This window comes from Shimia litoralis (assembly GCF_005518135.1).
Taxonomy (GTDB): Bacteria; Pseudomonadota; Alphaproteobacteria; order Rhodobacterales; family Rhodobacteraceae; genus Shimia_E; species Shimia_E litoralis.
The window spans coordinates 262,475-283,664 of record NZ_SULI01000003.1 but is presented as its reverse complement, the minus strand read 5'-3'; the positions used below and the strand labels follow the sequence as shown (position 1 = coordinate 283,664).

24 protein-coding genes are annotated in these 21,190 nt (G+C 55.4%); 17 read left to right on the top strand and 7 right to left on the bottom strand.

Annotated elements, in window-relative coordinates; all coding sequences use genetic code 11:
• Positions 1-15 precede the first annotated feature (15 nt).
• On the top strand, positions 16-270 hold the full coding sequence (locus tag FAP39_RS04875) for a DUF167 domain-containing protein (protein ID WP_246058937.1): 255 nt from the start codon (positions 16-18) through the stop codon (positions 268-270).
• Here the strand turns inward: FAP39_RS04875 and FAP39_RS04870 are convergent.
• Positions 260-508 (bottom strand): hypothetical protein, encoded by a 249-nt coding sequence (locus FAP39_RS04870; protein WP_138015289.1) that lies wholly within the window; start codon positions 506-508, stop codon positions 260-262. The two genes, FAP39_RS04875 and FAP39_RS04870, sit on opposite strands and share 11 nt — an antisense overlap.
• A gap of 141 nt (positions 509-649) precedes the next feature.
• Between FAP39_RS04870 and FAP39_RS04865 the strand changes: the two genes are divergently transcribed.
• The 7 genes from FAP39_RS04865 to FAP39_RS04835 all read left to right on the top strand — a co-directional run bounded on the left by FAP39_RS04865 (position 650) and on the right by FAP39_RS04835 (position 3,310).
• Positions 650-1,354 carry a M48 family metalloprotease gene (locus FAP39_RS04865; RefSeq protein ID WP_138015257.1) on the top strand — a complete coding sequence of 235 codons (705 nt, stop codon included), beginning with the start codon at positions 650-652 and terminating at the stop codon, positions 1,352-1,354.
• Positions 1,355-1,359: 5 nt separating this feature from the next.
• On the top strand, positions 1,360-1,716 hold the full coding sequence (locus FAP39_RS04860) for a YigZ family protein (protein ID WP_138015256.1): 357 nt from the start codon (positions 1,360-1,362) through the stop codon (positions 1,714-1,716).
• Positions 1,717-1,812: 96 nt separating this feature from the next.
• Positions 1,813-2,076, top strand: coding sequence for a DUF6455 family protein (locus FAP39_RS04855; protein ID WP_138015255.1), 264 nt, complete (start codon positions 1,813-1,815; stop codon positions 2,074-2,076).
• Positions 2,073-2,348 carry a DUF6455 family protein gene (locus FAP39_RS04850; protein WP_138015254.1) on the top strand — a complete coding sequence of 92 codons (276 nt, stop codon included), beginning with the start codon at positions 2,073-2,075 and terminating at the stop codon, positions 2,346-2,348. Before FAP39_RS04855 ends, FAP39_RS04850 begins: the two co-directional genes overlap by 4 nt.
• Positions 2,345-2,614, top strand: a complete 270-nt coding sequence (locus FAP39_RS04845) for a DUF6455 family protein (protein WP_138015253.1) — start codon at positions 2,345-2,347, stop codon at positions 2,612-2,614. Before FAP39_RS04850 ends, FAP39_RS04845 begins: the two co-directional genes overlap by 4 nt.
• Before the next feature lie 25 nt (positions 2,615-2,639).
• Positions 2,640-2,894 carry a DUF6455 family protein gene (locus tag FAP39_RS04840; protein ID WP_138015252.1) on the top strand — a complete coding sequence of 85 codons (255 nt, stop codon included), beginning with the start codon at positions 2,640-2,642 and terminating at the stop codon, positions 2,892-2,894.
• 53 nt (positions 2,895-2,947) lie between these two features.
• A complete protein-coding gene (locus FAP39_RS04835; protein ID WP_138015251.1) occupies positions 2,948-3,310 on the top strand; it encodes a diacylglycerol kinase in 363 nt (120 codons plus the stop codon).
• Positions 3,311-3,332: 22 nt separating this feature from the next.
• On the opposite strand, the gene FAP39_RS04830 is transcribed toward FAP39_RS04835, so the two are convergent.
• Positions 3,333-4,361 carry a COG3904 family protein gene (locus tag FAP39_RS04830; RefSeq protein ID WP_138015250.1) on the bottom strand — a complete coding sequence of 343 codons (1,029 nt, stop codon included), beginning with the start codon at positions 4,359-4,361 and terminating at the stop codon, positions 3,333-3,335.
• A 189-nt stretch (positions 4,362-4,550) separates the two neighbouring features.
• Entirely contained in the window at positions 4,551-5,960 is a 1,410-nt protein-coding gene (rimO, locus tag FAP39_RS04825) for a 30S ribosomal protein S12 methylthiotransferase RimO (protein ID WP_138015249.1), read from the bottom strand.
• A 318-nt stretch (positions 5,961-6,278) separates the two neighbouring features.
• Between rimO and FAP39_RS04820 the strand changes: the two genes are divergently transcribed.
• Entirely contained in the window at positions 6,279-7,034 is a 756-nt protein-coding gene (locus FAP39_RS04820) for a pentapeptide repeat-containing protein (RefSeq protein ID WP_138015248.1), read from the top strand.
• A 26-nt stretch (positions 7,035-7,060) separates the two neighbouring features.
• On the opposite strand, the gene FAP39_RS04815 is transcribed toward FAP39_RS04820, so the two are convergent.
• The gene (locus FAP39_RS04815) at positions 7,061-8,275 is read right to left on the bottom strand and encodes an IS256 family transposase (RefSeq protein ID WP_138015247.1); all 1,215 of its coding nucleotides are present in this window, start codon (positions 8,273-8,275) and stop codon (positions 7,061-7,063) included.
• A gap of 126 nt (positions 8,276-8,401) precedes the next feature.
• On the opposite strand from FAP39_RS04815, the gene FAP39_RS04810 reads away from it, so the two are divergent.
• The 3 genes from FAP39_RS04810 (at position 8,402) to FAP39_RS04800 (ending at position 11,944) form a co-directional block, all read left to right on the top strand.
• The gene (locus FAP39_RS04810) at positions 8,402-8,962 is read left to right on the top strand and encodes a hypothetical protein (RefSeq protein WP_246058935.1); all 561 of its coding nucleotides are present in this window, start codon (positions 8,402-8,404) and stop codon (positions 8,960-8,962) included.
• Between the two features lie 72 nt (positions 8,963-9,034).
• Complete coding sequence (locus FAP39_RS04805; protein ID WP_138015246.1) at positions 9,035-10,948, top strand: AsmA family protein; 1,914 nt, start codon at positions 9,035-9,037, stop codon at positions 10,946-10,948.
• Positions 10,949-11,188: 240 nt separating this feature from the next.
• Entirely contained in the window at positions 11,189-11,944 is a 756-nt protein-coding gene (locus FAP39_RS04800) for a prephenate dehydrogenase/arogenate dehydrogenase family protein (RefSeq protein WP_212743402.1), read from the top strand.
• Positions 11,945-12,005: 61 nt separating this feature from the next.
• Here the strand turns inward: FAP39_RS04800 and FAP39_RS04795 are convergent, their stop codons facing one another.
• Positions 12,006-12,590 carry a GcrA family cell cycle regulator gene (locus FAP39_RS04795; RefSeq protein ID WP_138015244.1) on the bottom strand — a complete coding sequence of 195 codons (585 nt, stop codon included), beginning with the start codon at positions 12,588-12,590 and terminating at the stop codon, positions 12,006-12,008.
• 128 nt (positions 12,591-12,718) lie between these two features.
• Here FAP39_RS04795 and FAP39_RS04790 point away from each other — a divergent pair, with 128 nt between their 5' ends.
• Positions 12,719-13,519, top strand: a complete 801-nt coding sequence (locus FAP39_RS04790) for an ABC transporter permease (RefSeq protein ID WP_246058934.1) — start codon at positions 12,719-12,721, stop codon at positions 13,517-13,519.
• Between the two features lie 17 nt (positions 13,520-13,536).
• Here FAP39_RS04790 and FAP39_RS04785 read toward each other — a convergent pair whose 3' ends face one another.
• A complete protein-coding gene (locus FAP39_RS04785; RefSeq protein ID WP_138015243.1) occupies positions 13,537-14,409 on the bottom strand; it encodes a DMT family transporter in 873 nt (290 codons plus the stop codon).
• Positions 14,410-14,708: 299 nt separating this feature from the next.
• Here FAP39_RS04785 and FAP39_RS04780 point away from each other — a divergent pair, with 299 nt between their 5' ends.
• The 4 genes from FAP39_RS04780 to gndA all read left to right on the top strand — a co-directional run bounded on the left by FAP39_RS04780 (position 14,709) and on the right by gndA (position 19,600).
• The gene (locus FAP39_RS04780; protein ID WP_138015242.1) at positions 14,709-15,890 is read left to right on the top strand and encodes an aspartate aminotransferase family protein; all 1,182 of its coding nucleotides are present in this window, start codon (positions 14,709-14,711) and stop codon (positions 15,888-15,890) included.
• 4 nt (positions 15,891-15,894) lie between these two features.
• Positions 15,895-16,821 carry an ornithine carbamoyltransferase gene (argF, locus tag FAP39_RS04775; protein ID WP_138015241.1) on the top strand — a complete coding sequence of 309 codons (927 nt, stop codon included), beginning with the start codon at positions 15,895-15,897 and terminating at the stop codon, positions 16,819-16,821.
• Between the two features lie 257 nt (positions 16,822-17,078).
• Entirely contained in the window at positions 17,079-18,107 is a 1,029-nt protein-coding gene (locus FAP39_RS04770) for a 2-dehydropantoate 2-reductase (RefSeq protein WP_138015240.1), read from the top strand.
• Between the two features lie 80 nt (positions 18,108-18,187).
• On the top strand, positions 18,188-19,600 hold the full coding sequence (gene gndA, locus FAP39_RS04765) for an NADP-dependent phosphogluconate dehydrogenase (protein WP_138015239.1): 1,413 nt from the start codon (positions 18,188-18,190) through the stop codon (positions 19,598-19,600).
• A 72-nt stretch (positions 19,601-19,672) separates the two neighbouring features.
• Here gndA and FAP39_RS04760 read toward each other — a convergent pair whose 3' ends face one another.
• Entirely contained in the window at positions 19,673-21,154 is a 1,482-nt protein-coding gene (locus FAP39_RS04760) for an inorganic phosphate transporter (protein WP_138015238.1), read from the bottom strand.
• Between the last annotated feature and the right edge of the window lie 36 nt (positions 21,155-21,190).

Sequence of the window (21,190 nt, the reverse complement as noted above, 5' to 3'; positions counted from 1 at the left end):
CATAAGGAGCGCTGTGTGCCTGAGGATTTACGTCACCTTGCAAAAACAGGACAGACGATTGCGGTGCGCGTGACCCCAAAAGCGTCGCGCAATATGATCAAAGTCGAGGACGGCATGGTGCGTGTCTATGTCACGGAGGTTCCGGAAAACGGTAAGGCCACGCGCGCAGTGCAGAAATTGCTGGCCAAAGCGCTGGGTGTGGCCAAATCACGTGTGGCACTGGTCAAGGGGCAGGTGTCTCGAGACAAGGTGTTTGTGGTCACGGATTAGATTCAGCATCGCGCTGAAGCGTATACACGCCCTCGGGTAAATCCAGCGCGGCGGCCAGTTCCTGAACCTGTCCCAGTGAAAACGTGATTTTCTGAACCTGATCTGTGCGCGGATCCAATTGTTCTACGGTCACACAATCTTCGAACATGTTGATTGTGATGTCTTCCACAAGCGGTGCAGTCCCCTCATCGACAAGGGTTACAACGGTTGCGTCAAATTCGTGCTCGATGCTGAACATAACCATAGAGTAGCGATTGTGATCGCAATAACAAGCCTCAACCCCGGTGTGTCCGATGAACGCCTTTGCAAAATAGGGCTGGAAACCGTGTGGTCCGCGGCCTAGTTTTAAATCTGTATTGCCAAGAAAGTACCCTGTGCCATGCGATGGATGATTGTTGCCGCAGCGATTGGCGGGCTGACCGCCTGTACCACAACGACCACGTCACCGACGCCACAGGCGGCTCCGGCTGCCAAACCCGTTGCCACGATCAGTGTGGCCCAAGCCCAAAGCCGACTTGCCCCGATCAAGCGCCGAATGGAGCCCGTGGCCGAACGCGAATGCAAACGGCTGACACAGGGGGTGAATTGTGACTTCCTGATTTCTGTTGACCCGCGCCAGAACGCGGCGCCCAATGCGTATCAATCCCTGAGCAAATCTGGTCGTCCGACCATCACCTTTACTGCGGCGCTCGTTTCGCAGGCGCGAAATAACGATGAACTGGCATTTGTGATGGGCCACGAGGCTGCGCATCACCTTATGGGTCACCTGGCGCGCCAGCAGCGTGATGCGATGGCAGGGGCCGCGATTGCGGGTATTCTTGTCGCTGTGGCAGGGGCTGATGCCAGCACGCTCGAGGCAGCTATGGATTTGGGCGCAGGGGTCGGCGCACGCAGCTATTCCAAAGCCTATGAATTGGAAGCAGACCAATTGGGCACAATCATTACGCATAAAGCAGGCTATAGCCCGGCGCGGGGTGTTGAATTTTTCTCGCGTATTCCTGATCCCGGCAATGTCTTTTTGGGCACGCACCCGCCCAACGCCCAGCGTGTTGCGATCGTGAAAAAGACCGCAGCAGGCTTGTAGACGTGATGCGTCAACTGACAAATGTGATCACCGATCGCGGGTCGAAATACGCCGTATCCGGGGGCGCAGCGCGCTCGCGTGCCGAGGTGGACGCCTTTCTCAAGGCGCTTAAAAAGGACAGAAAATTTGCCAAAGCCACCCACAACACTTGGGCGGTTTTGATGGACGAGTCTGGCCCGCTAAAGGGGGATGACGGTGAAAGCGGCGCGGGAATGGTCATTCTGCGCATGCTGGAACGCGAAGGTCTCAAAGATCATGTCATCGTCGTAACGCGTTGGTATGGCGGCGTAAAATTGGGCGGAGACAGGTTCCGGCGCGTTCAGGATTGTGTGCGTGCTTATCTCGGCGAGCTTCGCAGCTAGACCCAAAATACCGCTGACTGCACGAATTGACGCAGGTCAAGGGCATCGCAAAAAGGCTGTGTTAGCCTGAATCCCATGCAACAAGCGGAGCATGGGATGCCTGATATCGCAAAAATGAAACGGCATGCGTCACTGGTGGACACAGCTGCGGCGCGTCTGGGAATTGATCTCGAGGAACAGGCGCTGTCCGGTGCGCTGCGTTTTGACGAAATTTCGGATGCGGTGCTGAAATGTATGAGCTGCACCAATCCTGATGATTGTGCCCATTGGTTGTCCCGCAACGAACCTGTCGCTGAAAGTCCTCCGGTCTACTGCCGCAATAAATCCCTGATGCGTCGCCTCAAAGAGGTGCCTGCATGAGACCTCTGGGCGATCAAAATGTGCATTTCTGGCTCGCGCAGCGAATGGCCAAGGCGACGGAAACGGATTTGGTTGCCGCCACAGATGCCGCGCACCTCTCCCAGCAGGAATGGGCCGATCTCGTGGCTCAATGTCGGACCTGTGACTGGGCAGATGGGTGTAAGCGGTGGCTGCAAACTCCGCATGATACACACGATGCCCCCCCGAATACATGCGTCAACCAGCAGAGGTTTGTCGCCCTAAAATCTGCCATGGAGGCGTTGGATCAATGAGTACACTTCATCAAATGGGGGATCCGGCACGCCATTTCTGGATGACCCGCAGCGTGGCCCGTACGATGGGCGTTTCGTTAAGTGAAGCGATGGCCGAAGGCCGACTGTCCCACAAAGATTATGCGGATTTGGTCACAAATTGTCGAAGCTGCTGTTTCGTAGAGACCTGCGAACAGTGGCTGGCGGAACAATCCGGTCGCGCAGATGCGGCCCCGCCATGTTGTCAACACGCCCAGCTTTTTTCATCCCTCAAGGATGTGTCCTGAAGGGCCAAGAGATTAGGAAATACAGATGAACATATTCAAGAAAATGGACGATCACGCCCAACTGATGGGCGATATGTCCGAAAAAGTCGGCGTTAAATGGAGCGAGAAACTGGCAGACAATCCAGAGCTTGCCAAAACATATCGAAGTGCCGTGATGACATGCACGCACTGTCAGTCCGTCGGGGAGTGCAAGGGCTGGCAGGCCACGCATAAAACCGCAGACGATGCGCCAGATTATTGCCTGAACAAGGACTTTCTGGCTGGACTTAGCCAAGGCTAAAGTGCTTGAAATGTTGGGTTTATCCGGTCCATTGTATTTGGATCGGAGGGCCAATGATCTATTTTCTCAAACGTTTACGGCTGCGCATCATCTGGAGCTGGGCAGGCTGCCAGAATGCGTGGCGCAACGAACATTCTTTTCGCTCTTGGGTCTGGGCCAATCTGATCTCGGGTGGCTTGGCGATTTTGTTGCCATTGGCCACGGGCGAACGCGCATTGATTTTGGCGCTGGGCGTGCTGGTTCTGGCGGCTGAATTGTTCAACACAGCGATTGAACGTGCCGTTGATTACATCTCGACCGATGAGCACCCTCTGGCAGGCCAAGCCAAGGACGCAGGCAGCGCTGCGGTGGCAGTCACTGCGGTGGCCGCGGGCGTCGCTTGGTTGGTGATACTCCTACGCCTTCTCGGCGCTTAGTTCGATACATTCGATCTTTTGCTTATAGGCAAAGCTTGAATGCTGCGGACAACATCTTGCGATCCATATCACTTAGCTCGAAATGCGTGCTGTATGACCCACCTTCGGCACGGCTAAAGCGAAAACCTGTGGCCAGCGTCTTGGCCCCAGAGATCGCGTTGGCGATATCTCTCGGGAGAGTGACTTCCAAATAGGCCTGTTGCTTTGAGGCGCGGATTTTCACATTTTTGGCAGCGACCGTCAGGTTCTTGGTATCTGTGTTGACAACCATATCCACGGGATCGCTCTGCGAAAGGCCGTGCTGCGGTGCATAAAACAACAGCTTGGCCTTGCCCTTTTTGCAAAACGCGGTGACCTGCTGAACCAAATCATACGGGTCGGTTTTGGTTTTACGAACGGACGCAGCGACAACACCGTTGCCATAAGGTTCTAAAAAGAAATCCTGATATCCGTGTGGTGTGACCAGGTCATATTCTTCGGCTTCTTCAGCGGGCACAAAATACATCTCGCCTTCGCCTGCGGTACTGGCCAGCGAGAATACACGCGCATCCACATTCATCTCGATAAGATAGCGGATCAAACCGCCCGAGACGGATTGGGCAGAATGGCCGTCCATGGTCTGACCTTTGATGAAAAATCGGTGAAACCCAAGTTTGCTTCCCTCAGTGAGGTGCCGGTTGTTCCCCCCGACAAACGCATAGGCACAAGCGCTTTGACAGGTCGCGGGCCCGGGCAGCCCCGTACGGTTGCGTACGGCATCCCCATTCCCCACAACGGTATTAAGATTGAGGCTACGAAACACACGCCCCAAGGCGACTCCGGCACTCAGGCTTCCGCCTGGACTGTTGAGCAGGATTTGATTGCCGTCGATTTGCCCTGTGCCCCAAAATTCCGAGAACCGCTTGGGCGTGTCTTTGGTGATGGTGCCTTGTGCGATCACATAACAACTTTCGACCGCATTTCCCGCGCACTCGAGTTCAAACGTCATGTCAGAGGCTTGGGCAAAGGTTGGTAACGACAGGCACAAGGCCGCGGCAAGGGTTTTGAACATAATGAGCCTTTTGATAAATTCAGGATCACTCAAGCAAAATCAGATCGAAATGTGAATGGGGATTTGCGGCGGTTGGCAATGGGATGCAGGGAAATGAGCTCTGATCGCGTGGATCAAATAGGCAGACGGCGGCATTCTCCGACAATAACCGGAGGACGCCGCACAGGTGCTGTCGGATGTGGGGCGGACCTAGGCGGTCGGCTTGAGCGCCCCCCACAGGTCGTATTCGCCCGCCTCATCCACTTCGACCGTGACGATCTCGCCCACGGTCAGTCCCTCGGTGCCTTCGTCAATAAACAGGTTTCCGTCGATTTCGGGCGCGTCGGCCTTGGTGCGGCACGTCGCAATCCCGTCCTCATCAATGTCGTCCACGATGACGTCCATTGTCTGGCCAACCTTGGCTTGCAGCTTGGCCTCGGAAATCGCTTGTGCCTTTTCCATAAACCGATCCCAACGCTCTTGCTTGACCGCTTCGGGCACATGATCGGGCAGGGCGTTTGAACGTGCACCATCGACATTTTCGTACTTAAAACACCCGACGCGATCCAGTTGTGCCTCGTCCATCCAATCCAACAGATGCTGGAATTCGGCTTCGGTTTCACCGGGATATCCGACGATAAAGGTCGATCGCAGGGTGATATCGGGGCAAATGTCGCGCCACGCGGCGATCTCGGTCAGGGTCTTGGCGGTGTGGGCAGGGCGCGCCATCCGTTTGAGCACATCAGGGTGCGAATGCTGGAACGGGATGTCCATATAGGGCAATAGCGCATTGTCTGGGTCCGCCATCAGCGGGATCAGGTCGCGCACATGCGGATACGGATACACATAATGCAGCCGCACCCATAGATCGCGCGCGTTACCCAATTGCCCCAACTCGCGTGCCAGATCGGTGATATGGCTGCGCACCTCGCCGTCTTTCCACGGGTTCACATCATATTTGCGATCCAGCCCATAGGCCGAGGTATCCTGCGAGATCACCAACAATTCGCGCACACCTGCGGTCACCAGCTTTTCAGCCTCGCGTAATACGGCATGGGCGGGGCGGCTGGCCAGCTTGCCACGCATATCGGGAATAATGCAGAATTTGCACTTGTGGTTACAGCCCTCTGAAATCTTAAGATAACTAAAGTGCCGCGGTGTCAGTTTGACACCAGAGGCGGGCAGCAAATCAATGAACGGGTTGGGGTCGGCAGGCACGGCGCTGTGCACGGCATCCAGGACCTGTTCGTATTGATGCGGGCCAGTGACGGCCAAAATCTTGGGATGGTGTTCGCGAATGTAATCGGGTTCGGCACCCAAACACCCCGTGACGATCACCTTGCCGTTTTCATTCAGGGCCTCGCCGATGGCATCAAGGCTTTCGGCTTTGGCGGAATCCAGAAATCCACAGGTGTTCACAATGACCGCATCGGCCCCGGAATAGTCGGGCGAGACCCCGTATCCTTCGGCCCGCAGGCGGGTCAGGATGCGTTCGCTGTCAACCAAGGCTTTTGGACAGCCAAGCGAGACCATACCGATGGTCGGCTGGCCGGGGCGTTGATCGCTAAGGACGCGGGCATTGGCGAGGTCGGGGCGCAAGCTGGGCGGGTTCTGGGTCATGTGGCGGCATATAGGCGATATCCACGGTTTTGGGAATTGCTGATTTTTGCGGGGTCCGTCATGTTAGGGTTGCATGTGAGTAAGAGGCAAAGCGGTATGGGCGAGTTAAAGCCAGCAAACCAGAACCCTTGGTATGTTCTGATGACGCAATTTGGGGAGCAGACAGGGGATAAAATCGATTGGGTCTTGCACGAGAAGAACCGCGAGGCGTGGAATAAGCAGTATGTTGCTGTTTTACCTTCGAGCGTGAATGAGGCGTTTAGAGAGTTTAGACTCCCTATTCATTCAAGAGATGGGTATCGCGCGCCGACGATCCCCGTGACCGACTCTTTTTCAACAGCCTTTGCGGCAAGAAACGGAGAAGCTGACGCTATTCCCAAATTACCGGGCCCAGGTATTCCGATCGAATTTGATGGCCACCACTTTGAGCATCTCTTTTGCGCAAAGGGAATGATTTTTCCAAAGGGTCTCACATTCGAGAATTGCCGGTTTTCACGCGACGTAGATTTGCGGCAGGCCGGAGTTGCGGGTGATCTGCGTATGTTCAAGTGTACGCTTGAACAACAGCTTGGCGCAGAGAGACTGTTTGTAACTGGTGGCCTTAGGATTAAGCGTAGCTCGCTGGTGGGCTTTGACCTCATGGGGGCAAAGGTCTCCGACGATATCGAGATGGAAAATATCAAGGTGCAGGGGCCGACCAATCTGGCGGATGTTCAGATCGAGCAGAACCTACGTGTTGTAGATGCGAACCTTGCAGAGGAGTTCGATTGCACCTCGCTTGAGGTAAGAGGCACATCGTCCTTTGCAAATCTGAAGGTCAGAGGAGGGACATACTTCCAACAGGCCGTTTTTGAAAAAGCTGCGATTTGGCAGCTTTCAAGGTTTGATGGCGATGCGTTTTTTGCAGGAAGTCAGTTCAAAGCCCAAGCGACATTTCGGGCCGTGACGTTTGAGGCGAGGGTCGGATTTGAGGCGTGTCAGTTTGATGGCGTAACTGATTTTGCGGAAAGCAAATTTTTGGGGCAGGGCACCCCGCAGCTTGCGATCAGGGAGTATCCGAAACTCTGTGTATGAGGCTCAGCCCATGCAGGTTTGACGGGTCATCTGTTGAACCGTTCTGGGTATAGGATAGCGAACTGATTGCGAGCGGCAACCCATTCTCTGACACATCTGCCCGCCTTTTCGAAGCTGCGGATCGCCAGATAGATCAGCTTGGTTGCGGCATCGTCGGTTGGAAAGCTACCGCGCGTTTTGGTGGTTTTTCGGATGACGCGGTTCAGGCTTTCAATCGCATTTGTCGTGTAGATTATTTTGCGGACTGCGGGCGGGAAGGCAAAGAACGGGATGACTTCTTGCCATGCACGCCGCCAGCTTGGGGCGATTGAAGGGTATTTCTGACCCCATTCCGCCTCAAAATCAGCGAGGGCCTTCTCGGCCTCAACATCATCTGTGGCCTGATAAACCCGCTTCAGATCTTTGGCGACGTTCTTGCGATCCTTCCATCCGCAGAAGTTCAGGGAATGACGCACCAGATGCACGATGCAGGTCTGGACGGTCGTATCAGGGAAGGCTGCATTGATGGCATCAGGGAAGCCTTTGAGGCCGTCGACAACGGCGATCAGGATGTCTTCGACCCCGCGATTGCGCAGATTGTTCATCACCGAGAGCCAGAATTTGGCCCCTTCATTGGCGGCGATCCACAGCCCCAGAACCTCGCGTTCGCCCTCGGCGTTGACGCCCAGGGCCACGTAAACGGCCTTGTTTTTGACCTGGCGGCTTTCTGCGTCGCGGATTTTGACGCGTAGGGCATCGAGAAAAACAATCGGATACATCGGTTCCAGAGCGCGGTTCTGCCAATCCGATACCTCCTCCAGAACGGCATCGGTGACCCGGCTGACAAGATCGGCTGATACCTTCAGGCCGTAGACCTCCTCAAGGTGGGCGCGGATATCGCGGGTTGATAATCCGGCGGCATACAGACCGATGATTTTGTCATCCATGCCGTCGATCCGGGTCTGGCCCTTCTTGATCAGCTCAGGCTCAAAACTGCCGTCCCGGTCGCGGGGGACATCAATCGGCAACGCCCCATCATTGCCCTTCAGCGTTTTGCGCGTCGTGCCATTGCGGCGGTTGTTCTGTTGGTTCGAGGGTTCCGCATCCGGTTCATAGCCCAGATGGTCGGTCAGTTCCGCACCCAGCATCCGCTCCATCAGGCGGACCTTCAGCTCCTTCATCAAGCCTTGATCGCCCAGTAAATCGTCCGCGTTCTCAACGCCGCTCAGCAGCTCGTCTAAAACGTCCTTGGAAATCGTCATTGTGGTCATGCTCCTTCAGTTTGGAAGCATGGGCCAAATTACTCATACACAGAAGATCGGACACTCTCTGCGATCATTCGTTTCAACGACAGCGGCTTTGCGAAACCCACGTCTTTTAGGCAATGCGTGTTCACGCAATCCTTCCCCGAGTTCACAAATGTTGACTTTCATCCTGTGACAGATTTCACGGCAGAGACAAAAAACTGGCCTGATCAGATTGTCGAACCGCAAAAAGAAGCGCGGGAAACCTGTGGGATTATTCGCAATCTTCTTACCAAAAAGGGTCTGCACGAGGATCAACATTTCTTTTTTCGGCTAGAAATGAGTTTCGCGGCTGCGCAATCTGATCCGCTCAAACGGCTGACGTATTGGATCTATGAATTGTTGTCAGATTACGGGGACTCGATCCAACGCCCTGTGATTGGGTTGGCATGGGTCTGGGCGCTGGGGTTTGCGGCCTTTTGCGGGTATTTCGCAAGCATCGGCGCTTACAATATCTGGACCGCGATAGGGTTAAGTTTCTCTAATCTCTTTCCACTATTTGGTTTCGGGCGGCTTCATCTGAACTCGGTTATTGATACCTTACCACAGGCGTTGACGGCATTGTCGGGGTTTCAGACGGTGGTTAGCTTTCCCTTGCTGTTTTGCCTTGGGCTTGGGCTGCGTCAAAGGTTTCGGTTGCGATAACAGGGCTTTGTGTTGCGGGGGGGCGGGTGCGCGGCTAGGCTGAGGAAAACAGGTTGTTTTACGAGGTGCCCGATGCGTTTGATCCGTATTCTGTTGATGGTTGTTGTGGCCGTTGTGATTGGTCTTGTGGTCTTGGTTGTGGCCTTGCCCGGCGAAAAGATCGCCAAAATCGCCGCGGATCAGGTCAAAGCCCAAACGGGTCGTGATTTGGTCTTCAAAGGTGATGTCGGAATAAGCTGGTATCCGGTGTTTGGCGTGTCGACCGGCCCCGTTAGCCTGAGCAACGCCGACTGGTCAGACGCAGGGCCGATGTTTTCTGCAGAGAGCGCCGCAATCGGTGTGGATGTGATGGCAGCGATCGGGGGCAATATCCGGATCACCAAGATCGAGGCCGCGCGCCCCGAGGTGTTGCTTGAGCTGGCCAAAGACGGGCGCGCCAATTGGGAACTTTTCCCGACGTCCGGCGGGGGTGAACAACCCGAAACCGCCGAGACCGCCAGTGGCTTTGGCGCGATCACTTTGGAACACCTTCTGATTTCTGATGCCAAGCTGCGCTATGTGGATCATGGCGGGGATAGCTTTGAACTGGCCAAGCTTGATGTAGATTTGCGGTGGCCTGACATCTCTGGCCCTGCGGATATTGCGCTGACGCTTCGTCCGGCGAAAGACGACGTATCGATTTCGGGGCAGGTGGCTGATCTGCAAGGTTTGCTTGAGGGGCGTGTGTCTAATGTGACCCTGAACCTCGCGACTGCCGGCGGCAAAGTTACGTTTGACGGACGCAGCAGTATCACCCCAGAAATTGCCGGCAACCTCACCATAGACGCGCCGAACCCGGATGCGGTGATGGCGGCGCTGGGGCTGGATGCGACGGGGCTTGCGGGACCGGTTGGCCTAGAAGGCGTCATCACTCTGACGAAAGCTGGCCAGATAAGCCTGCGCAAAGGTGTGGTCCGTGCATTGGGCAACACGGTGAGTGTGCAGGCCGATTTGGAGACCAGCGGTACACGCCCAAAGGTGACGGCCCAAATCGCAGCGGGCAAGCTTGACCTAAGTGCCTTTGGGGGGGCGTCTGAGGGCGAGACCAGCACCGCGGCTGGAGACAGCGGCTGGTCCAAAGCCGCAATTGATGCCAGCGGTTTGTCAGCGGTGGATGGCGAAGTCTTGTTGGTGGCGGATGCAATTGATCTGGGCAATCTCAAGCTTGGCAAATCTCGGATGGTTGCCACGATCGACAATGCACGCGCTGTCTTTAGCCTGCGCGAGATCCAAGCCTATGAGGGGATCATTACAGGCGAGTTTGTGGCGAACAACCGAAATGGACTTTCTGTCGGGGGTAAAATGTCGGCCAAAGGGCTCGAGCTGAAAACCTTGCTGGCGGATACGATGGATTTGTCGCGGTTCTCGGGCAAGGTGACCACCGATGTTGCATTTTTGGGGGTAGGGCAGTCTGTGCATGCGATCATGAATTCCCTCAAGGGCAATGGCTCTGTTGATGTGGGACAAGGCACCATTTCTGGACTGGATTTGGATCGTTTGTTGCGCGGCATGCCGGGCGGTGGCACCACAGTGTTTGACAGCCTGACGGGCACCATGGTGATTGAAAAAGGTGTGATGACCAATCAGGATTTGTTGTTGTCACTTCCAAGTGTTCTGGCCAAAGGCGATGGATGGGTTGGATTGGGTGCGCGCAACCTTGACTATCTGTTTACCCCGCAAATTCGCCGCAGTGACGAACAAGGTCTGGCCGTACCGATCCGTATCAAAGGCAGTTGGGACGATCCAAGCATCCGGCCAGAGCTTGATAAAGCGCTGGGCGTTGATCTGGACGCTGAGAAAGAAAAGCTCAAAGACAAGGCGGATGAAAAGCTAAAGAAAGAGCTGGGAATTCAGGACCAAGAGGGCGTGTCGAGCGAAGAGGCCGTCAAAGACAGTCTTGAAGATGCCGCCAAGAAAGAGCTTCTTAAAATTCTGGGCGGAAACTAGGCGCAGCTGGGCGGGTGGATATGCCGACGGGGTAGAACCAATTGGTTGACGCTTCTTGACAGGCACCCGACCAATATGAGACCTAACCCGCATGACACGTCATTGCCTCTTTTCTATCGCGTATTATCCCCTGCTCACATAAGTGGCGGGGTCGTAAGTATATTCAATCGCCGCATGGTCGGGGATTGAATACAGAGGCAGATTTTCCCGATTGCGCGGCCCAGTACACGGGAAATTGTTGTGGAACTTTTGGAAAGACAACGTTTGGGAATTGTCGGCTTTGGGGCCTTTGGTCGGCTTGTGGCAGAGGTGCTTGGACCGCATTTTGATCTTAAGGTGCATGACCCCGCCTATACACACGCAACGCTGGCAGATGGATCAGACATTGCGATGGGGCCTCTGCAAGATATCGCGCGCTGTGATGTGGTTGTGCTTGCGGTGCCCGTGGCGGCGATGCGGGGGCTTTGCCTGGAACTCGGGCCGATGCTGGCAGAGGGCACCCTGTTGGTGGATGTCGGTTCGGTCAAAATGCACCCTATGGCGATTATGGTGGAGCTTATTCCAGCGCATATCGAAATTGTTGGAACGCATCCGTTGTTTGGCCCGCAGAGTATTGGCAATACAGTGGCCGGGAAAAAGATTGCACTTTGTCCTGTGCGGGGCACGCGCTGGCGCTGGGTTTCGGCCTTTCTACGCCGCCTTGGATTGGACGTGATTGTCACGACCGCGCGGGAACATGACCAAGAGTTGGCGACCGTTCAGGGCCTGACCCACTTGATTGCCAAGGTGATTGTGGAAATGGGTCCGCTGCCTGACCGAATGACCACTGCCAGCTTTGATTGTCTGGTGGATGCAGTGAATATGGTGAAAGATGACTCGGCTGCGGTGCTTGATGCGATTGAGGCCTCCAATCCATATGCCGCTGACGTGCGAGACACTTTTTTTGAGAGGGCAGCCCATCTGCGTGGTCAGTTTGACGCGCAATCAACGCCCTAATGAAAATACCCTCCAAAGCATGGCTTTGGAGGGTACATCACATAGGTTTCCGTGCTGGCGTTCAGCGTTTGCGATCGCGGCGCGACGACATCGGTTGGAAGGCAACGCCGACGTGGGCCTCGCAATATGGCTTGCCCGCTTGCACATTCAGGCCGCAGAACCAAAATTCGTCTGTGGCCGGATCGCCAACGGGCCATTTGCACGTGTGTTCGGTCAGTTCCATCAAAGACAGCTTTTTCGCGGTCTTCTCGACTTCGTTGACTTTGGCCAAAGCCTCGGGGCTGATTTCATTGGCAGACGGTTGCGGTGGCAAAGGTTGTCCCGCAGGAATAATCGCCCGTCGCGCCGCAGACATTGCTGGCTTTTGCGGCACAGCGGGTTCTGTCTTTGGTTCGGGTTTAGGTTCAGGCGCAGGTGCCGGCTTGACCGCGACCTTGGGTTTTGGCGTCGGCTTGGCCTTTGGCTCTGCCTTCGGTTTTGCATCGGCTTTGTTGGGCGTTGTACGATTGGACAGGCCCAAGCGATGGACTTTGCCGATCACAGCATTGCGTGTCACACCGCCAAGCTCTTTGGCGATCTGGCTCGCAGACTGGCCTTCGCCCCACATTTTTTTCAACAGCTCTACACGCTCGTCGGTCCAGGACATACACTGTTTCCTTAGCTAAAAAGCGGTCCTCTCCGGAACCGCCTCGCATTTCTTCGTCAGAGCCCTATTTTAGACACCCCTGCCCGAGTTACAAGGCAGAGAATCAGTCTATCGGGGGCCAAGAGGCAATGAATCAGGTTGAAATGGGTGTTCGTCGGTTCGGTCGGGTCAATTGGCTTGGGCTGTACACGCTGGCATCGCGAGAAATTTCGCGGTTTGTGGTGGTGTGGACACAAACGCTTTTGGCACCCTTGGTGACGGCGGGGCTGTTTCTTATGATCTTTAACATTGCGATCGGGCCGCGTCGTGGCGACGTAATGGGCGTGCCCTTTATCGAGTTTCTCGCGCCGGGTATCCTGATGATGGCGGTCATCCAAAATAGTTTTGCCAATACGTCCTCGTCGTTGGTGATCTCAAAGGTTCAGGGCAACATCGTCGACACGTTGATGCCCCCGCTTGCGCCGCTTGAATTGGTTCTCGGGTATCTTGCCGGTGGTGTGGCGCGTGGGCTGTTTGTGGCAAGCGCCATCTCGGTCGGGCTTTGGCTGACACTTGGGATCGGTATTTCACATCCCGTTTGGGCGCTGGTATTCGTGACGCTTGGCGGTGTGTTTTTGGGGGCTGTTGGGGTGATCGCTGGTATTTTCGCGAACAAATTCGATCAGATGGCGGCCATCACCAACTTTATTGTGACACCTTTGGCTTTCTTATCCGGTACGTTTTATTCGGTTCAGGCCCTGCCACCGGTTCTTGAAACTTTTACACGTCTAAACCCAATCTTTTATCTGATTGATGGGGCACGGTTTGGTTTGATCGGCGTCTCAGACTCGAACCCTTGGTTGGGGTTGGCGGTTGTGTCCGGTGCTTGTGCCGTCCTGATTTTTGCGGCGTGGCAAATGATCCGAACAGGATATCGGCTTAAGACCTAGGCGACCTTCGCGGGTCTCTAGCGCCGTGTTTCCCGCCACGCCAGAATGGCCGCGCTGATCAGGATCAGGGCGGCGCCAGCCCAAGAAATGGCGTCTGGGATCACGTTGAACAAGATCACGTCGTAAAGCGTGGCAAAGGCTAACGTCGTATAAAAAAACGGCGACACAAAGCTGGCATCCGCAAAGCGCATCGCATTCACAAAGCACGTTTGCGCAGCGGCCATCAGCGCCCCAATCGCAGCAAGAGCGATCCATTGAACAGGTGTCGCAGTCTGCCAGACAAAATATGCCGCCACCGATGCAAGGATCACGCCAATTGTGTTGTTGATGAGCAAAATTTGAAACGGCTTTTCCCGCCGCGATAGCAATTTGATGAAAATGAGCTCAGACCCCATCATGATGGCCGCACATACCGCCAGCAAAGCTCCGGCCTGAATGGCACCAGCGCCGGGACGCATCAGAATGATTGCACCCAGCAGAGCCAAGCCAGCCGAAAAGATCCGCCATGGGCCGACGCGCTCTCCCAAAAACGGAATGGCGAGCATCATGCCAATCACCGGATTCAGAAAACTGATCGCGGTTGCATCCGATAGCGGGATAAAAGCAGCTGACGCAAACATGAGCGTCACACCACCCCAACCGAGTGCCGAGCGCCCGACATGAAGACCCAACGCGGGGCGTGTGATGGTTGGGCGACGCAGGACAGCCACGCACGCAAATATCAAAAAGGCGAACATAAACCGCCCTTGGCTGATTTGTAGCGCGTGTAAAGGCGTGCCGAGCACACCTGTCCCCAAGGCTTTGGCCAACAATGTGGTGCCGGCGACAAACGCAGACGCACAGACAGTCAACAGTGCCGCAAGGGCTGGCTTGTGATCAGAAGTTCCCATGTTGTTGACATATCCTGTGCGCGTTCGCTGGCAAAGGAAAAGAAACGCCGCGCAAAATAGGGGTTCTCAAAGTGTGCCGATCTGGCTAAAGAGACGCCATGGATACCAATCAAACATATTTTGGCCTTCGACGCCTTCGATGTGACCGACGCCGCTAAAGCGGTTGTGATTGGAATGTTGCGCATGCGCAGCAATATGTATCCCTAAATTGCGCCTGATGCGCGCAGATTATTCCGACATTGTTGACTTGATCGCTCGCGTGGGGCAACCACGGGGCTTCTTTATCTAAGGACAGGACCATGATCCCCTCTGTTTTGCCGACTTATAACCGTGCTGATTTGACCTTTGTCAAAGGCGAAGGCGTTTGGATGACCGAGGCAGATGGCCGACGTTTTCTGGATTTGGGAGCGGGGATCGCGGTCAATGTGCTTGGCCATGCGAACCCGACGCTTGTGTCCGCGCTGACCGAACAAGCGCAGGCGCTTTGGCATGTGTCTAACCTGTATAATATACCCCAACAGCAGACGCTGGCCGATGCGCTGGTCGCGCAAAGCTTTGCTGATACCGTGTTCTTTACCAACTCTGGCACCGAAGCGTGCGAGCTTGCGGTCAAGATGGCGCGGAAATATTGGTTTGACAAAGGACATCCCGAAAAGGTCGATATTCTTGGTTTTGAAGGGTCGTTCCACGGCCGGTCTTCGGCGGGAATCGCAGCGGCCGGTGGAGAAAAGTTGACCAAAGGATTTGGCCCGCTTCTGCCCGGGTTCTCGCATTTGACATGGGGGGACATTGCGGCAGTAAACGACGCGATCACCGACACCACTGCTGCGGTCATTGTAGAGCCTGTCCAAGGCGAGGGTGGCATCCGCCCAATGGAAGATGATGACCTGAGAGAGCTGCGTCATATCTGTGAGGAAGCGGGCGTTCTGCTGATCTTGGACGAGGTCCAATGTGGCGTTGGCCGGACTGGCAAATTGTTTGCGCATGAGTGGGCCGGAATTACACCTGATATCATGATGGTCGCCAAAGGCATCGGCGGGGGCTTTCCTTTGGGGGCAGTGCTGGCCACGCAAGACGCCGCCAGCGGGATGACCGCAGGCACGCATGGGTCCACATATGGCGGTAATCCGTTGGCGTGCGCGGTGGGCAATGCGGTCATGAACACGGTGGCAACACCAGAGTTTCTGTCGGATGTGATGCGCAAAAGTGGATTGTTCCGCCAAAAACTCGAAGGTTTGGTGGCGTCGCATCCCGATGTTTTCGAAGAAGTGCGTGGCACCGGACTGATGCTGGGCCTCAAGTGCAAGGCACTGAACATGGATGTGGTGAATGCCGGATATGACGCCCAAGTCGTCACCGTTCCGGCAGCCGACAATGTGGTGCGCTTGTTGCCACCGCTGAACATTACTGATGATGAAATTACGCAAGCTGTAGAGCGGCTAGAGCAGGCAGCGATCCAAGTCGCAGCGCAAAAGGATTAAGACGATGAACCATTTTCTAGATATTCACAAAACGGGTGTGTCCGATCTTCGGGGCATGATCGACAGTGCCAAAGCCGTCAAAAATGCGCGCAACGGACTGCCCAAAGGGGCGTTGGACGCCGATCAGCCGCTCAAGGATCGCATGGTGGCGTTGATTTTTGAAAAACCATCCACACGGACACGCGTTTCGTTTGATGTTGGTGTCCGTCAGATGGGCGGACAAACCATGGTGCTGTCTGGCAAGGAAATGCAGCTGGGGCACGGGGAAACGATTGCCGATACCGCGCGTGTTCTCAGCCGCTATGTGGACATGATCATGATCCGGACATTTGAAGAGCAGGTTCTTCTGGAACTGGCTGAATACTCTGATGTGCCGGTCATCAATGGCCTTACCGATCGGACCCACCCGTGCCAAATCATGGCCGATATCCTGACCTATGAAGAGCACCGCGGTTCGATTGCGGGCAAAAAAGTGGTGTGGTCTGGGGACGGCAACAATGTCTGCGCATCGTTCCTGCATGCCGCCGGTCAATTCGGGTTTGATGTGACGTTTACCGGTCCACAAGTGTTGGATCCCGAGCAGGAGTTTGTAGATCTCGCGCGCTCCAAGGGCGCAAAGGTCGAAATCGAACGAGACCCTGTCAAGGCTGTGCAAGGTGCAGACCTTGTTGTCACCGATACATGGGTGTCGATGCATGACGCCCAATCCGCACGCGAGCGTCGGCACAATCAGCTGCGGCCGTATCAGGTCAATGACGAACTGATGGCACACGCAAAACCGGATGCGTTGTTTATGCATTGTTTGCCTGCACATCGCGATGAAGAAGCCACAAGCGCGGTCATGGACGGCGCTCATTCCGTTGTCTTTGATGAAGCTGAAAACAGATTGCATGCCCAAAAAGCGGTCATGCGCTGGTGTATCGGCGCGTAAGGCTCTCTACATTTGAACTGAACGGCCTCAAACCTTGTTTGGGGCCGTTTTTATGTGGCCAGGTCTGTTGTTTGATGCGCGTTTTACGCGAGGTTTGCATTTTCTGCTCAATCATCACAATATTGCCTTAAATCGGCTTTAATCAGTTTGAGTGATTTATCTGGACGGCTTTTCGACCGTCTTGATGTGTGGGTGACGAGTTTCGGGATTTTCCATGGATAGTGCAGGGGTAAGTCCTGCAGCATCTCGAGGACGCTATGACCAAAGAACCAGACCACAACGAGGTCCATCCACATATCGTTATCGCGGGGGCCGGCAGCATCGGATGTTTTGTTGGTGGCATGCTGGTACGCGGGGCACATCGGGTCACATTCTTGATGCGAGAGCGCATGGTTGACGAGATTTCGCGTCAAGGTCTGACGTTAACTGATTTTCTGGATTTGGACGAAGAGCTCTCGCCGGACTTGTTTGCGATGGCGTCTGACCCAGAGTGCCTTGCCAGTGCAGATATTGTTTTGGTCACCGTCAAAAGCGGTGCGACCGAAGACATGGCACAGTTGATCCGTACACACGCCCCCAAAGAGGCCATCGTCGTCAGTCTGCAAAATGGCGTCGGGAATGCTGCCATTTTGAACGCGGCACTCCCAGATCGTGATGTGCGCGCCGGGATGGTGCCGTTTAATGTGGTCAACATGGGGGGCGGGCGGTTCCATCGTGGTACCAGCGGTGACATCGTGATTGCAAAAGGTCCCGATCATGTGGCGCGCAGTCTGTCGGTGCCAGACATGCCGATCCATGAGCGCAGTGAAATGACGCCCATTCAATGGGGCAAACTTCTGATCAATCTGAACAATGCGCTGAATGCCCTGTCGGGGCTGACGCTCCGAGAGCAACTGCGCAGTATGGCGTGGCGCCGTCTTATGTCTGACCAAATGGCCGAGGCCGTCAAAGTTCTTGAAAAAGCCGAGATCAAGGTGGTTGTCCCCCTGCCAGTGGCGCTGCCCGTTCGATTTTTGCCGAAAATTTTACGGCTCCCATCCGTGCTGTTCAATCGTGTGGCGCGCGCAATGCTGACCATTGATCCGCGCGCCAGAAGCTCAATGTGGGAAGATCTTGAGATGGGGCGCATGACCGAGATCGAAGAGCTTCAGGGGCTGATTGTGGAACTGGCCAAGCAAAAAGGTGTTCCGGTTCCGATCAACGCACATGTTGCCGCCCTTATTCGCGTGGCCGAAACCGCCGGGTCCGGGGCGCCGAAGCTTACCCCAAAACAAGTCCGGCCATAGGCGCAAGCCCTTGCAGTCAAGGGGTTTTCGGCGCAATGTAGGGTGTCATTCGAAATACATCCGGCACGGAGACACGCACCATGAAGCAGGCAAAAATCGGGGTCTACGGCCTTGGCACCATGGGAAGCGCATTGGCGCTTAATTTTGCGGAGCACGGGTTTGACGTGGCTGTCAGTAACCGCGAGGTGGACTGGATACCTGATTTCGTCCGTGAAGCAGGATCTCTGGGATCACACATTGTGCCCTGTGAGACGCTCGAGTCACTGGTCGGATCACTTGCCATACCGCGTGTTATCTTATTCATGATCCCATCCGGAAAACCGATGGATCAGATGATTGAAAAAGTGCTGCCCCTGCTGGATCAAGGCGACACGATCATCGATGCGGGGAACGCAGATTTCAACGCCACACGCCGCCGCTTTGCCGATCTTCAGGTCAAAGATATCCATTATGTGGGGATGGGCGTGTCCGGCGGTGAAAAAGGTGCACGTCATGGTCCGTCGATGATGGTTGGTGGCACCACGCACAGTTGGCAACAGCTCAAGCCCATGGCCCAGGCGATTGCGGCCAAGTTTGAGGGCACGCCCTGTGTTGCGCATCTTGGCCCAGACGGGGCCGGACATTTTGTGAAAACGGTCCACAACGGGATCGAATACGCCGATATGCAAATGATCGCAGAAATTTATGGTGTTTTGCGTGACGGGGCAGGGTGGTCTGCCCACGACATCGGTACGATGTTTGCAGAATGGAACAAGGGCCCTCTGCAGAGTTATCTGATCGAAGCATCTGCAGAGGTCTTGCACGCAGTTGACCCCGAAACGGGGCAAGCAATGGTTGATGTGATCCAAGATCAAGCCGGTCAAAAAGGAACCGGACGTTGGACAGTGATCGAGGCCCTCAAATTGGGGCAATCTGCCAGCGGTATCGAAGCCGCCGTCGGCGCACGAAGCTGGTCAGCAGACAAAGGTGCGCGCGAGTTGGCACAATCCATTTTGTCTGGCGGCACACTCGCACAGGACGTCCCGGACCAACGCACACTTGCTGCGGCGTTTGAAGCGGCGCGCATTCTGGCGCACGCACAAGGGTTTGCGGTGATGCAGGCAGCGTCCGAGGAATATGACTGGGCGCTCGATCTTGCGGAAATCGCCAAGATTTGGCGCGCCGGCTGTATTATTCGATCAGAGCTTCTGGATGACTTGGCTGAGGTGCTTGGCCAAAAAATGCCTGCCGGATCGTTGGTGTTGTCGGACAAGCTGCAACCACGTTTGGACACGGGGATCCCTGCGCTCCGCAAGGTTGTCGGTGCCGCGGTAATGGCCGGATGGCCAGTGCCTGCATTATCTGCGGTACTGGGATGGTATGACAGCTTGCGATGTGGGCGCGGCACGACCAATCTTATTCAGGCTCAGCGGGACTTTTTCGGTGCCCACGGCTTCGAGCGCGTCGATGCACAAGGACGTCATCATGGCCCGTGGGGGACGTCAGAAACGTGATCTTGTCATCTGATGCACCCACGCGATGGGCCTGAGTTCAGGTCACTATCGCGAGGGTGCGTGATTTGGTGACTAGTGAATAAACGCGTTGAGGATCAAGAAGATCGTTCCAGACATCAATGCGGCTGCTGGCACGGTGATGACCCATGCCGCGACAATTGTCATAAAGTGGCTGCGGCGAACCAGCTTGCGGCGGCGGCGCTCTTCGGGGGCGATGCGCTTGGCTGGAGCACGCGTAGCTGCCGATTTCTTCAATCGGCGTTCGGCATGCCATTCGCGGAAGAACCCGACCCCAAACACACCGCCGACGGCGATGTGTGTCGAGGATACTGGCAGGCCCAACCATGATGCGACAATCACGGTGATCGCCGCCGAGAGGGCAACGCAATAGGCGCGCATGGGGTTCAGTTTGGTGATCTGGGATCCGACCATGCGGATCAGTTTTGGCCCAAACAAGAACAGGCCAAACGAGATCCCAAATGCGCCGATGATCATCACCCACGTGGGAATGGCCACCTTGGAAGAAAAATCGCCGAACTCCGAAGCGTGGACGATTGCGGCCAGTGGCCCCACAGCATTGGCCACGTCGTTTGCACCGTGCGCAAATGACAGAAGAGCCGCAGAAAACACCAGCGGAATACCAAACAACACCTTGAGAGATTTGTTGCGGTTTTCAAGCCCCTCGGATTGTCTGCGCACAAGTGGGGCTGAAATCACATAGGTGAGCGCGCCACAGGCCAGGCCAATCAGCAATGATGTTTGAATGTCGATCTTGACGATCCGTTTCAGGCCCTTGAGGGCAAGATATGACGAAAACGCAGCCGCCATAATGGCGATCAGAACTGGAACCCAGCGGCGGGCAGCAGCGATCTTGTCTTCCTGATAGATGATCTTGGCTTTGATAAAGGCCAAACAGCCCGCGGCGATCGCGCCGCCCAAAACTGGCGAAATGACCCAAGATGCTGCGATTTTGCCCATTGTGGGCCAATTCACTGCGGCAAACCCTGCGGCGGCGATCCCTGCGCCCATGACGCCCCCCACAACAGAGTGGGTCGTGGAGACGGGCGCGCCCACGAATGTTGCCAAGTTCACCCAAAGGGCAGACGAAATCAAAGCGGCCATCATGGCCCAGATGAAAATTTGCGAGTTTTCGATGCCAGCAGGGTCAATAATGCCCTTGGAAATCGTCGAGACCACGTCGCCGCCCGCCAATAGTGCACCGGCACTTTCGAACAATGCGGCGATGACAATTGCGCCGCCCATTGTCAGCGCATTCGCGCCCACTGCGGGACCCATGTTGTTGGCGACATCGTTGGCACCGATGTTGATGGCCATGTATGCGCCAAATCCGGCGGCCGCGACCACGATCATGTTCGACGGAAAACTGCCAAAAAAGATGCCGGCGGCAAGGCCTGCAACCACAATAAATACAAGCGCTACACCCAATCCGACCATTGGTTTGGCAACATAGGCCGTTGCGTATTCAATATTGGAAATCTTGTTGAGATCTTTGTCCAGTGTGGACCAGCTGTTGCCTGAATTGTCCGATGCCATGAGTCCATGCCCCCTATTCCATCGGGGATGGGGGTT